Raw genomic sequence first — 13,593 nt, 5'->3', positions numbered from 1 at the left:
ACCGGGCACCATGGACGCAAGCCACTACAAGGATGTGGAAAGGAACACAATGGCTGAGAAGTACGTTCTCTCGATCGATCAGGGGACCACGAGTTCCCGCGCGATCGTCTTCAACCATGCCGGCCGGATCGTCGGCTCGGGTCAGAAGGAACACGAGCAGATACTTCCCAAAGCGGGCTGGGTCGAACACAACGCGATTGAGATCTGGGAGAACATCCGCGGGGTGGTCGGCATGGCCCTCGCCGATGCCCAGGTGAACAAGGACAACCTCGCGGCCGTCGGCGTGACCAACCAGCGGGAAACCACGCTGGTCTGGGACAAGAACACCGGCGAGCCGGTGTACAACGCAATCGTCTGGCAAGACACCCGCACCGCCAAGATCATCGAAGAACTCGGCGGCGGCGACCAGGACAAGTACAAGGACCGGGTGGGCCTGCCGCTGGCGACCTACTTCTGCGGACCCAAGGTCAAGTGGATCCTGGACAACGTCGAGGGCGCCCGCGAGCGCGCCGAGGCCGGCGACCTGATCATGGGCACGATGGACACCTGGGTGATCTGGAACCTGACCGGTGGTGTCGACGGCGGTGTGCACGTGACCGACGTGACCAACGCGTCCCGCACCATGCTGATGGACCTGAAGTCGCTGGCCTGGGACCCCGACATCGCCGCCGACATGGGCATTCCGATGTCGATGCTGCCCGAGATCAAGTCGTCGTCCGAGGTCTACGGCACGGGACGTCCCGCCGGACTGCTCGGCGACGTGCCGATCGCCGGCGACCTGGGCGACCAGCAGGCGGCAACCTTCGGCCAGGCTGCGTTCGAGGTCGGGATGGCCAAGAACACCTACGGCACCGGCTGTTTCATGATCATGAACACCGGCGAAGAGATCGTTCCGTCCAAGAACGGCCTGCTCACCACGGTCTGCTACCAGATCGGCGACAACAAGCCGATCTATGCGCTCGAGGGGTCGATCGCGCTGGCCGGCTCGCTGGTGCAGTGGCTGCGCGACCAGCTGGGCATCATCTCGGCCGCGCCAGACGTCGAAGAGCTGGCGGCAGACGACAACGGCGGCATCTACTTCGTGCCGGCCTTCTCGGGCCTGTTCGCCCCGTACTGGCGTTCCGACGCCCGTGGTGCGATCGTCGGCATGACCCGGTTCGTCGACAAGCGGCACTTCGCTCGTGCGGCCCTGGAGGCGACCGCCTACCAGACCCGTGAGGTGCTGGACGCGATGGAGGCCGACTCGGGCGTCAAGCTGGCCGAGCTCAAGGTCGACGGCGGTATGACGATGAATGAGACGCTGATGCAGTTCCAGGCCGATCAGGTCGGCGTGCCGGTGATCCGTCCGGTGGTCGCCGAGACCACCGCGCTGGGTGCCGCCTACGCCGCCGGCATCGCCGTCGGCTACTGGAACGGCGAGCAGGACGTCATCGACAACTGGGCCGAGGCCAAGCGCTGGGAGCCGAACATGGACGACGGCGAGCGCGACCGGCTGTACCGGCAGTGGAAGAAGGCCGTGACCCGTACCTTCGACTGGGTCGACGACGACACCGCCGAGTAGTCGCTGAACGACAACCGCCCGGCACCGGATCCCCGGTGCCGGGCGGTTCGGTTTCCGGACGCTCGGTCAGTCGTCGTGCACGGTGTGTTCGGACCACAGCGCCGAACGCGGCTTCACGTCGGCGGCGACCTCGGGTTCGACCCGGATGGCCCGGCGGAGGTCGACCTCGGCGGCGAGGGTGGCGCGCAGCCGGGATCGGACGTCGTCGGGGCAGGGCAGCGGCGGTGCCGCGCGTAACAAGCGGGTGAGGGTGTCCTCGGAAATCATGCGGGCTCCCTCGGCCGGTGACCCTGGGTTGGACGCGGCAACCGCGTCGTCGGTTCCCATCTCAATCCCCCTCGTTGAGGTGCTGCAGCAGGACGGCGAGTCGAGCCCGTCCGCGCGAGCAGCGACTCTTCACCGTGCCCGGCGCACAGCCGAGGATACGTGCGGCCTGGTCCATCGAGTAGCCCTCCAGATCGACCAGGACCAGCGCCGCACGCTGATCGGGACCGATCCGCTGCAGCGCGGCGATCACCTCGCCGGCCAACGCGGACCGGACCGCTGCGGTCTCGGGGTCGTCGGTGGCCGAGGCGAAGCGCAGCGAGCGCTCGGTGTCCTCAGGGAGTGGTTCGGCGGCGCGGACCTTGATCCGGCGCAGCCGGTCGAAGCAGGCGTTGAGGACGATCCGGTGCAGCCAGGTGGTGACCGCGGCGTCCCCGCGGAAGTCGGCGGCACGGCGGAAGGCCGAGATCATCGCGTCCTGCAGGGCGTCGGCGGCGTCCTCGGGCCGGTTCATCACCCGGATCGCGATGCTCCACAGCCGGTCGGCGTGCCGTTCCATCAAGATGGCGAACGCGCGGTCGTCGCCGCCGACATGGGCGGCGAGTAGTTGGGCGTCGGTGGGCTCGGTGGTCATGCGTCCACCCCGGACTCGCGGGCGGAACTGGAGAACACCTTCCTGAGGCTAGCGGAGACACGCGGGTAGCCGGCCGCAGCCTGCCACGATGGGAGGATGCGCCCAACAGGATGGGTGTCGGTGAGGAGAAGTGCCGTGCTGCTCGAGGAGCTGAAAGCGGGGATCCATCTCGATGGCCTGATCCCCGGCCAGAGCGTGATCGTGCTGGCGGCGCAATGGCACGGGGCGTCCGCGATCGAGATCACCTACAAGGACGCCGGTGGCCGATTGGGCCAACAGGTGGTCTTCCGGTCCGACGAGGGAGGTCTGGGAGTGGCGACCGGTGCCGTCCGGACGTTCCAGGCGCCGGCGAACGACTTCAAGCTGGCGGCCGAGGCGCAGCGGATCTCGCTCGCTGGGCTGTTCGATCCGATGCTGGCGGTGGCGACCAGCGACGTCCGGCCGCTGCCGCACCAGATCCGGGCGGTCTACGGCGAACTGCTGCGTCGGACGCCGCTGCGCTTCCTGCTCGCGGACGATCCGGGTGCCGGCAAGACGATCATGGCCGGCCTGTACATCAAGGAACTGGTCCTGCGTGAGGACGTGAAGCGATGCCTCATCGTGGCGCCCGGAGGTTTGGTCGAGCAGTGGCAGGACGAGCTGTTCTTCAAGTTTGGGCTGTCGTTCGATCTGCTCACCAACCAGTCGATCGATGCCGGGGTGAATCTGAACGTCTTCGAGAGCCTTCCGCTGCTGATCGCCCGGATGGACCAGTTGTCGCGAAACGACGAGCTTCGTGCCCAGCTGGCCGACTCCGAATGGGATCTGGTGATCGTCGACGAGGCGCACCGGATGGGTGCGCACTACTTCGGCGGAAAGCTGGCCAAGACCAAACGGTTCCAGCTGGGCGAGCTGTTGGGATCGGTGACCCGGCACCTGCTGCTGATGACCGCGACCCCGCACTCGGGCAAGGAGGAGGACTTTCAGCTGTTCCTGACTCTGCTCGACCGGGACCGGTTTGAGGGCAAGCGGACGGCGAGCGTCGACACCAGCGACGTGATGCGCCGGATGGTGAAAGAGGATCTGCTCACCTTCGAGGGTCGCAAGCTGTTCCCGGAGCGGATCGCGGAGACCGTCCCCTACCGGCTGACGGCGTCCGAGGAGGCACTCTACGAACAGGTCACCGACTACGTCCGAGACGGGATGAACCGCGCCGAGCGGGTCGGCGGGCAACGCCGCAACACCGTCGGTTTCGCACTCACCGTGCTGCAACGGCGGTTGGCCTCAAGTCCGCAAGCGATCCACGCCAGCCTGGCGCGGCGTTCGAAACGGCTCGAACGCCGTCGTCAGGAGATCATCAGCGGAACCTTCGTCGAGGGCGAGCCGTCGGTCGACCTGAGCGATTTGGACGCCGACGACTTCAATGCGGCCGAGATCGAGGACCTGGAAGAGGAGTTGCTGGACGCCGCGACCGCCGCTCAGACCCTCGGTGAGCTGGACGCCGAGCTACGCGAACTCGCCTCGTTGACCGCGGCGGCCAAACGGGTGCGGGACAGCGGCGCGGACCGCAAGTGGAGCGAGCTGTCGACGATCCTGCATGACACCGTGCTCACCCCGCATCCGGACGGGGCGCCGCGCAAGCTGATCGTCTTCACCGAGCATCGAGACACCCTCCACTACCTGACCTTCCGGATTCGCTCGCTGATCGGCCGCCCGGATGCGGTGCAGGCGATCCATGGCGGCGTCCGGCGTGGTGAACGGCGGGCCATCACCGAGGAGTTCACCAAGAACAGCGGATGCCAGATCCTGATCGCCACGGACGCCGCCGGCGAGGGCCTGAACCTGCAGGCCGCGCATCTGATGGTGAACTACGACCTGCCGTGGAACCCGAACCGGATCGAGCAACGCTTCGGCCGCATTCATCGCATCGGCCAGGAGGAGGTGTGCCGGCTGTGGAACCTGGTGGCCACGAACACCCGGGAAGGCGAGGTGTTCGCGCGGCTGCTGTTCAAGGTCGAGGAGCAGCGCCGGGCCTACGGCGGCAAGGTCTTCGACGTCCTCGGGGAGGCGTTCAGCGAGACTCCGCTGCGCACGCTGCTGTTGGACGCCATCCAGTACGGCGAGCAACCGGACGTGCGGGCCAAGCTGAACGAGGTCATCGACCGTTCGGTCGGCGCCGGGTTGGTCGGGCTGCTGCAGGAGCGAGCGCTGGCGACTCAGCACCTCGCCGAGGCGGACGTCGATGCGCTGCGGGCAGCGATGGACGAGGCACGAGCGCGCAGATTGCAGCCGCACTACATCGAACTGGCGTTCAAGGCTGCGTTCGCAAGGCTGGACGGCCGGCTCGCCCGGCGCGAGAAAGGCCGCTACGAGATTGCCCATGTGCCCGCCGCCGTGCGGGCGGCTGGACGCGGGCCGATCGCGACCCGCTACGACCGGGTGGCTTTCGATCTGGATCGGGTGAGTCCTGAGGGCATGCAGCGGGCCGATCTGCTGGCACCCGGCCATCCGCTGCACGACGCCGTGATGGGGCTGGCGATCAAGCGGTTCGGCGATGCACTGGAGAGTGGCACGGTGCTGGTATCGGCGTCCGTGGAGGAGCCGAAGCTGCTGGTGGGCGTGCTGGAGGAGGTGAGCGACGCAACCGGCGAGTCGATCGCGCGGCGCTTCGGCTACGCCTTCGTCGACGCTGGTGGCGTGGTGACCCCGGCCGGTCCGGCGCCGTACCTGGACTGCGTCGCCGCCCCGGAGTCGGCGGTGATCGATGCGGTACGGCGTCTGCCCTGGCTGAGCGGTGCTGAGGATGCTGCCGCCAGCTGGATCATCGCGAATCAGCTGCCCGGCTACCTCGCCGAGGTGCAACCGCGGAGGGCGGCGGAGCTGGACAAGACGCGCGCCCTGGTCACGCAACGCTTGGTGAGTGAGCGGGAGCGACTGGCCATGGAGTCCGCGGTGGCGTCCGAGAAGGAGCGAGCGGGGGATCGTCCGAGGGAGTCGTCCGAGAGCCTGCATCGCAAGGCACTCGACCTCGATGAACGGCTGACCAGGCGGTTGGCCCTGCTGGACCGACAGGCTCTGATGTCGACCAGGCCGCCGCGGATCGTGACCGCAGCGCTGGTTGTGCCGGTGTCTATGGTCTCCGACGACCTGCCGGCCGGCACGCCGCTGCACGCCAAGGAGACCAAGGTGGTGGAGCGTCGCGGGGTCGAGTTGGTGCTGGCCTGCGAGCGTCGATTGGGCCGTGAGCCGGTCGAGCAGGCGTTCAACAACAAGGGCTTCGACATCCTGTCGACCGCGGTCGACGGCGAGGTGTTCCGGATTGAGGTCAAGGCGCGGATCGAGGGTGCGAGCGACTACTTCGTCACCCACAACGAGGTGATGCTGGGCAAGAACGCCGCCCCTCGGTACCGGTTGGTGCTGGTCCGGGTGGATCCGCGTGGTCCCGGGCACGACCAGGTGCGGTATCTGGCGGATCCGTTCGCCACGACCGATCTCGGCGGCTTCGATGCGACCGGCGTCCGTGGCGACTGGCAGAAGTCGTGGGTGAAGGGACGCGAGCCGTTCTGATCGGTGGCGCTATCGTCCGGAGCGAGCGGGCAGCGGGTCGACCGGACGTGCTGGGTCGATCAGGTAGGTGACGTCGACGCCGAGTTCGTGCGCGAGTCGGAAGACGGTGTCCAGTCGGGCGTTTCCGTGGCCGGGACGTCCGGTGACCGGGTCCTTGGCGTTGTTCCGGTTGTGCTCGATGTTCTGGATCTGATTGCGGGCGATGCCCGTCCGATGGGCCAGTTCCTCCTGGGTGAGGCCGCGATCTTCGCGTAGTGCTCGCACCTTTTCGCCGAGTAGTCGAGCCGCCTCGACGTAGGACTGGAGCGGCTCGGGGCGGGGCACGTGCCCACCTTGATGGGCGTGCGTCAGGTAGTCCGCCCAACTCGTTGGGTATTAGCGTATTGCCTAGTCAGGCCGCTGGTCTGGAGAATCGGAGGTCCACTAGGAACGGCAGGAAGGCCGGTTCGCGGGGCAGGTCGGGGGCTCGGCTGTGGTGCTGGTGGCCGGTGGGTGTTCGGATCATGCTGGTGCCGTCGGGCTGGGCGGTGTGTCGCCAGCCGGGGTGCTCTTTGAGTTGGTTGCACCGTTCGCACAGGCCTTGGCCGTTGGCGAGGCTAGTGGTTCCGCCGGCATGGACTGGGGTGATGTGGTCGATGTGCCGGATCGGTGCGCCGCACCACGGCGTCCGGCAGACCTCGTCACGGGTCTTGATGAAGGTCTTCATGGTTGTGGGGAAGTGACGTCGGGCCGATTCCATCGCTACCAGTTGGCCGTTGTCGGGTCGCACGTAGAGCCGGCGGATCCAGGCTCGGTTGTTGCCGATGGCGTCGGCGGCGAGCCCGCGGGCGATGGAGGCCGGAATGGGTCCGTGGTGGTTCATCCGAGCCGGGGTGTTGCTGTCACCCAGGAGCGCTTCGTCGGTGATCACCAGTTGGATCTCCACGTCGACCTCGCCTGCTTCTTCCTCCCCGGTGACGCGGGCCACGAGGGTGTCGGCCATCACCTGTTTCTTGGAGCGTTCGTCACCGGCAACACGGGCAGTGTCGGCCGCCGCGGTGAGGGCCGCGTAGGCGGCGACGCCCTGAGCGACAGGTAGCAGTGCGGAGACTCGAGTCATGCAATCGGGTGCGGGCCGGATGGTGACGTTCCGATCGGCCACGGCTTGCCCGATGCGGGCGACCACGCTGTGCGGGTCGAGTTCGTAGGCGAGTTTGCGGGCTTCGGCGGCGAGTTGCCTGGTGGACAGCTCGGCCAGTCTTGGGCCGAGTTCAGCATCGACCACGGCACGGTGGGCCCTCGACAGGCATGCGGTTTCCCGGGCGAGCACAGTGGTGTGCCATTCGGACACCTCACCAGCGTTGAACACAGCCATGGTGTGCGGCATTTCCGAGGCGAGCACGGTGGCGAGGCCCAGCAGGGTGGCGGCACGGTGGGGTGACTCGTGGCGGGCCAACCCAACCTCACCAGCAATCGAGGCTGGCACACGCTTCACGTTGCGGCCCGCAGCGCGGGCTTCTGCTTCACGCACCTGGCGCAGCTCCACCGTGAGCCGTGCCTGAGCGGCTGCGGCGGCGTTCTTGAGCCGCTCCAACTGCCGCAGCTGATCGATCAGTTCGACCGGATCGCCACAAGCCAGGCCAGCCACCTCGTCCACCACGGTGGCGAGTGCGGCTGCGTCGAGCCCGGCGGTAGCCTCCATGCCCTGACAATAATCGATCATGCGTACTAATACAAGAGGACTGAACAAGATACTTGCGATCGTGACCGATGCGGTCCGGGCCGCTGGACGTTCACCCTGCCAGGCGGCGCTGACAGTTGCTGAGCCTGCAGTCGAGGTGTGCTTCAACCGACGACAGTTGGCGCCCCACTAGCGCAGGAAGATCGTGTCGAGATGCCACTCGATCGCCCCGCGATCGGGGCGGTTGGCGCGGACCTGCGGCACGTTGATCACGCGTCCAGCTCGTTCGTAGAACTCTTGGCCGTTGCCCCAGTCCTGGCGAAGCCGAGGGCTGACCTGAAGCTCGTGGCGGGTATTGACGCTGAGGTAGCCGAGATCGAAGAGGGTGTGCACGTCCGAGCGCAGCAGAAGGCCGTTGTCGAGGCGGTTCTCGCCGGCCAAGCTGACCGGCCGGATGTGCGCGGCCTCAAGGGTGGGCTGGATGTGGTTGCCGGTGATCGCACAGCGGCGCTCGTAGGAGGTCAGCACGAGGCCCTTGAATGCCTGCTGCCCGATTCGCGCCTTCATAAGGCGGTCGCGTCCGAAGACCGGCCCAGGCACGGTGGTCGGCGCGCCGGTCTCGTCGTTGATTCGAATCTCGGCCCGGCGGAGCATGGTCTCGAACATCAGGTCGACGTGTGCGCCGGCACCCAGCAGGTCATAACCCTTGAAGCGAACGATGTTCTTGGCGAAGTCACTGGGCGCCGCGAGCGTCTCCTCGGGCGGGAGGAAGAACAAGTCGCGTAGCAACACGCAGCCGATCGACGCGCCCACGTCCGGAGGTGCCTTGCGATAGCGGGCGATCGACTGCGCAAGCTCGTCCATGGACGCGACACCGTTGCCTTCGCCGAAGAGTTCCCAGGCCTCACGCACGTTGAAGATGTCGAAGCCGCTGTAGAACCCGGCGCCGACCAATCGGTTCTCGGGCCAATGCGTCTTGAACAGGAAGGGCTCGCCGGGCTGGAGGGCCTTGAATGCCTCCTTGCCGGAGGGAAGCCAGAAGTTCGCTTCGGTGAGGTGTGGACGCGCCCGTAGGAACTCCGCCCAGCGGTTGTCGGTGACGCCGATGACAGCCCGCATGGCGTGACGCTACTGAGCAGGCGCCCAACGGTCGGCCCTCCTGATTGGGCCTGGGGTGGGCGCCTGCCCTGACAGGTCGGATAATGCCCACTACATTGGGCCATGCAGGTGGGTGAGGGTTGCCCCTGCTCACCCTCGCGTCGCCTCGCACTACCTACGAACACCCAATAGGTTGGGTGCGAGAGCGAGAGACTGTGCCCGACCCCAGGCCACTCGTCCGGCGGAAGCTGATCGAGGTTGCGCTGCCGTTGGAGGCCATCAACCGAGAGTCGGCCCGGGAGAAGTCGATTCGACACGGCCACCCGTCGACGCTCCATCTCTGGTGGGCGCGGCGTCCGCTGGCGGCGGCCAGGGCGGTGTTATTCGCGCAGCTGGTGGACGACCCGTCGTCGCGGCCGGACGAGTTTCCGACCGAGGAACTGCAGCGCGCCGAGCGGGAGCGACTGCACCGGTTGATCGAGCGCCTGGTGGTCTGGGAGAACATCCGTGACGAGAAGCTGTTCGCCGAGGCGCATGCCGAGATCCTGAAGTCGACGGACGGCAATCCTCCGCCGATCTTGGACCCGTTCGCCGGCGGGGGAACGATCCCCCTGGAGGCGCAACGGCTGGGGTTGGAGGCCCACGCCTCGGATCTGAATCCGGTGGCGGTGCTGATCAACAAGGCGTTGATTGAGATCCCTCCAAAGTTCCGGGACCAGCCGCCGGTGTTTCCGGGGCTCGCCGAGTCGGAGTTCCGGGAATGGAAAGGCGCGGAGGGACTGGCCGCGGACGTGCGCGCCTACGGCCAGTGGATGCGGGACGAGGCCGAGAAGCGGATCGGGCACCTGTATCCGAAGGCGACGCTGCCTGACGGGACAAAGGCAAACGTGATCGCCTGGATCTGGGCTCGGACGGTGACTTGCCCGAATCCGGCGTGCGGGATAGAGATGCCGCTGGTTCGGTCGTGGTGGCTGGGCAAGAAGAAGGGCAAGGAGGCGTATGTCGTTCCCAAGGTGGTGAGCGATCCGAGCCATCCGTCTGGGCAGCGGGTGGATTTTGGGATCGGACATGATCCAAGTGCTGCTCCGACGGCCGCTACGGACGGCACCGTGGGCCGCACCGGGGCAGCGTGCGCCGCGTGTCAGGCGTCGGTTGGCCTGAAGTACGTCCGTTCGGAAGGTCGAGCGGGTCGGCTCCGTGCTCAACTTATGGCAGTTGTTACCGAAGGCCACAGACAGCGGAGTTATCTCGCGCCGCAGCTCGCGCGAAATGAAGCGGCCGACATCCGGCGGCCGCAGAGTGGACCGAGCGCGACCTTGCCGCCTCGGGCCCCAAGCTTCCGGGTGCAGGCGTACGGAATGACCTCTTGGGCGGATCTGTTCACTGAGCGCCAGCTCGTGGCACTGACTACATTCAGCGACTTGGTGGGCGGGGCGCGAAACCTGGTGGTTGCGGATGGCGGCAGGTCTACTTATGCCGATGCGGTCGCGACCTACCTCGGCATAGTTGTCAGCAAGATGACTGACCGCAACTCCACGTTGGTCAACTGGTATGTCTCCCGAGAATCGACGAGCTCGACCTTTGCTCGCCAGGCGCTTCCGATGATGTGGGACTTCGCTGAAGTGGCCCCTCTCGGTGACAACACTGGATCGTTCAATAACTCCCTGCTTTGGACAGCGGAGGCCATCGAGAAGCTGGGCCCGTCGACGAGCCACCCCGTCGTTGCCCAAGCGGATGCGAGTGCGCGTGCGTACGCCAAAGGCGTGATCAGCACAGACCTGCCGTACTACGACAACATTGGCTACTCGGACCTCTCCGACTTCTTCTACGTGTGGCTGCGGCGCAGTCTTCAGCCGATCTATCCAGATCTTCTCTCCACGATGCTCGTCCCCAAGACGGAAGAACTGGTGGCCAACCCCTACCGCCACGACGGCAAGGGCGGCGCCCGTCAGTTCTTCGAGGACGGCTTTCGGTCAGTGTTCGCCAAGGCAAGAGTGTCCGCACGGGAAGATTTCCCGATTACGGTTTGGTACGCCTTCAAACAGAGCGAGAGCGACGCCACTGGCACCTCCTCCAGTGGCTGGGAGACGCTGCTCGAGGGGATGATCAGGTCCGGCTGGGCGATCACCTCGACTTGGCCCAGCCGGTCCGAGTTGAGCAACCGGATGATCGCCAGCGGTACAAACGCACTGGCTTCGTCGATCGTCCTCTCGCTTCGTCCCCGACCCGAGGATGCTCCCACGACCGATCGTCGCGGCTTCATCACCGCCCTCCAGGCCGAGCTACCAGCCGCTCTCCGCAAGCTCCAGCAGGGCGCGATCGCGGCAGTCGACCTTCCGCAGGCGGCGATCGGGCCTGGGATGGCTGTGTTCAGTCGCTACAGCGCTGTCCTCGAACCCGATGGGTCGACCATGTCCGTGCGGTCGGCGTTGGCGAGGATCAACGAGATCCTCGATCAAGTACTCAATGAGCAGGAGGGTGACTTCGATCTGACCACGCGGTTCTCCATCGCCTGGTACCGGCTGCGCGGCTATGCGGTCGGCAAGTACGGCGACGCCGAGTCCCTCGCAAATGCACGGGGGGTGGCAGTCCAGACGCTCGACCGCCACGGCGTCCTGACCAGTCGGGCGGGGAACGTCCAGCTGATCAAGCCGGCTGAGCTCAGCGCCGGCTACGACGCGCTGAACGATCCCCACACCAGCACCTGGGAGGTGCTGCATCACCTGATCAGGACGCTCGAGCACGAGGGCATCCAGTCGGCAGGTGCGTTGTTGCGTGACGCGCTGCGCAGACCGGACGCCGCGATCGACGCCGACCTGATCAAGGAACTGGCCCACCTGCTGTTCCGGGTCGCCGAAGACAACAAGTGGACCAAGGACGCATTGGGCTTCAACAACCTGGTGACAAGCTGGCCCGAGGTCGTCGACGCCTCTCGCAGCGTGCCGACAGTTGTTCGCAGCAGTGCCCAGGAGACTCTGGACTACAGCGACGCCGGAGCAGCCTCGTGACGACGCCGGCGACGCTTACTCAACGCCCGTCCACACGCGACTACTCGGCGCTGATGCGCTGTGACGATGCCGGACCATGGCTGGTGGACGCCGTTGCCCAGGTCAAGCACTGGCTGCGTGAGAAGGGCTTCGATGTCGATCTCGATGCCTCCGTCGATCAGTCCACGGCAACCGCGACGCTCGCGGTCCGCCGGCTGGAAGCCGGCGATGCCGTCGATCTACGCATCCAGTTGGTCGAGGAACAGGTCACCGGAACGTGGGCCACCGAGTTCATCGCGCACGACGAGCCCGGGGCCGACGACTGGATCAATGTGGTGGTGAGCAACAGTCGGGGCCGATTCGTTGCGGTGCCGCGCCTCGCTCGCTATCTGATGCAGGTGCTGCAGTTGCATGACGGCCTGATCGAATTCGTCGATCAGCCCCAGGTCTTCGGGCCGGAGCGCCTCGACGACCTTGTCGCGCTCCTGAGCGACGAGGCCCGACACGGTCTGGTCTTCGTGGCCGGTACCAACGACAAGATTCCTTTCCAGGCGTTCGCCCGGAAACTCGGTGCGTGGACCAAAGAGATCAACGGTCTCGGCCAAGTCATCCTGCTCACCCCCGACGCGACCGCTGCCTTGATCGATCGTGGCAAACCGCAGTTTGCTGCGCCGCCATGGACGATCCGCACCTACCAGCCAGGTGTGAAATTCGACGATCCATCGGACGCCAGGCGCCACCGCATTCTGGGTACCACCCGTCTGGCTAGCGAGAAAGACTCGGTGATCCTGACCCTGCTGGGCGATGTGGCGCGGCAGCAGGCGGCGACGCGTCCAGTCGACCCGGCGGTGCGGAGCACCCGCCGCCGCTTCGAGAGGCTGGAGAATCGCCGTCTGGTTGAGGAAGTGGCCGTCGCGGTCACACCCGTACCCGAAGAGGCCCCGCCCACGGCCGAACCTGAGTCAGTGGAACCGTCCACCCCCGTGAAGGGAACCCCACAGCCGAAAGTGTCCGAGATCGGTCTGGTCAAGCGCATATTGGGTCTCAAAGAAATTACCGAGCAGGCGCTTCTCGACCTCATGTCGCGGGCTCGACAGTGGGGCGTTGACCGGGCGTCCGCACAGGCTCTTCAGAGGCGAGTCGATGAGTTGCTGTCCAAGGTGGAGCAACTTGAAGACGCCAACACCGACCTACTGGCAGCTCTCGATGATGAGCAAAGCACGAACGAACTGCTTCACCTCGACCTCGACGATCATGGCGGAAAGATCAACTGGCTCCAGTCACGCCTCAAGGATCGAGGAGACTATGAAGCCGCCTACCTGAACACTCCTGACAACTTCCGCGTCGAACGGCCGGACTCATTCGAGAAACTGCTAGATCTCATCGAATCGACTGACGGGGTCAGCTTCACCGGCAACGCGTCGGATGTGCTTCGGCTCAGCCAGATCGACACCAACGACGCAGCGCTGAGAACTGCATGGGACGCGGTTCTAGCTCTGGCCGACTACGCGAAAGCACGAGCCAACGGCGATTGCGCTTCAGGCCTTGACCACTACCTCAAGCACACCCCGACTGGCTATCGGACGGTCTCATCGAACAAGTTCGGAGACACCGAGACGGGGATAACGATGCGGCGGTTCGGCAAGGAGCGCATCTTTCCCGTTCCGACGTCGGTGCATCCAGCCGGGCACGTCGAAATGAAGGCACATTTCAAGCTCGCCCGCACCGGTATGACAAGCCCGCGTATGCACATCTACGACGGGCACCCAGCCGCACCGTGCGTGTTCATCGGTTACATCGGCCCGCACCTTACGAACACACATACCCGCTGAGAACGATCGAA

Annotated in this window: 9 protein-coding genes; 4 read left to right on the top strand and 5 right to left on the bottom strand. The window is 65.9% G+C overall.

The features are described from left to right. The first annotated feature begins 10 nt into the window (after window positions 1–10). Window positions 11–1,561 (top strand): glycerol kinase GlpK, encoded by a 1,551-nt coding sequence (gene glpK / locus QM711_RS18775; protein WP_415102162.1) that lies wholly within the window; start codon window positions 11–13, stop codon window positions 1,559–1,561. A 66-nt stretch (window positions 1,562–1,627) separates the two neighbouring features. On the opposite strand, the gene QM711_RS18770 is transcribed toward glpK, so the two are convergent. Together QM711_RS18770 and sigM are read right to left on the bottom strand one after the other, a co-directional pair. Then, the gene (locus tag QM711_RS18770) at window positions 1,628–1,828 is read right to left on the bottom strand and encodes a hypothetical protein (RefSeq protein WP_415102160.1); all 201 of its coding nucleotides are present in this window, start codon (window positions 1,826–1,828) and stop codon (window positions 1,628–1,630) included. 61 nt (window positions 1,829–1,889) lie between these two features. Then, entirely contained in the window at window positions 1,890–2,459 is a 570-nt protein-coding gene (gene sigM, locus QM711_RS18765) for an RNA polymerase sigma factor SigM (protein WP_415102158.1), read from the bottom strand. 135 nt (window positions 2,460–2,594) lie between these two features. On the opposite strand from sigM, the gene QM711_RS18760 reads away from it, so the two are divergent. Then, entirely contained in the window at window positions 2,595–6,005 is a 3,411-nt protein-coding gene (locus QM711_RS18760) for a helicase-related protein (RefSeq protein ID WP_415102156.1), read from the top strand. Between the two features lie 9 nt (window positions 6,006–6,014). Here QM711_RS18760 and QM711_RS18755 read toward each other — a convergent pair whose 3' ends face one another. The 3 genes from QM711_RS18755 to QM711_RS18745 all read right to left on the bottom strand — a co-directional run bounded on the left by QM711_RS18755 (window position 6,015) and on the right by QM711_RS18745 (window position 8,784). Then, a complete protein-coding gene (locus QM711_RS18755) occupies window positions 6,015–6,329 on the bottom strand; it encodes a helix-turn-helix domain-containing protein (protein ID WP_415102154.1) in 315 nt (104 codons plus the stop codon). Between the two features lie 67 nt (window positions 6,330–6,396). Next, window positions 6,397–7,833: a DUF222 domain-containing protein gene (locus QM711_RS18750; protein WP_415102152.1), complete on the bottom strand. Its 1,437-nt coding sequence runs from the start codon at window positions 7,831–7,833 to the stop codon at window positions 6,397–6,399. 21 nt (window positions 7,834–7,854) lie between these two features. Then, a complete protein-coding gene (locus tag QM711_RS18745; protein ID WP_415102150.1) occupies window positions 7,855–8,784 on the bottom strand; it encodes an HNH endonuclease in 930 nt (309 codons plus the stop codon). A 194-nt stretch (window positions 8,785–8,978) separates the two neighbouring features. On the opposite strand from QM711_RS18745, the gene QM711_RS18740 reads away from it, so the two are divergent. Further along, window positions 8,979–11,771, top strand: a complete 2,793-nt coding sequence (locus QM711_RS18740; RefSeq protein WP_415102148.1) for a DUF1156 domain-containing protein — start codon at window positions 8,979–8,981, stop codon at window positions 11,769–11,771. Beyond that, complete coding sequence (locus QM711_RS18735; RefSeq protein ID WP_415102146.1) at window positions 11,768–13,582, top strand: hypothetical protein; 1,815 nt, start codon at window positions 11,768–11,770, stop codon at window positions 13,580–13,582. The genes QM711_RS18740 and QM711_RS18735 overlap by 4 nt, the downstream gene beginning before the upstream one ends. The last annotated feature ends 11 nt before the right edge of the window (window positions 13,583–13,593 follow it).

Origin of the sequence: Micropruina sp. (assembly GCF_047602385.1) — a bacterium.
Taxonomy (GTDB): Bacteria; Actinomycetota; Actinomycetes; order Propionibacteriales; family Propionibacteriaceae; genus Micropruina.
The sequence above is the reverse complement of the archived record's forward strand: the minus strand, read 5'-3'. Positions and strand labels throughout refer to the sequence as shown.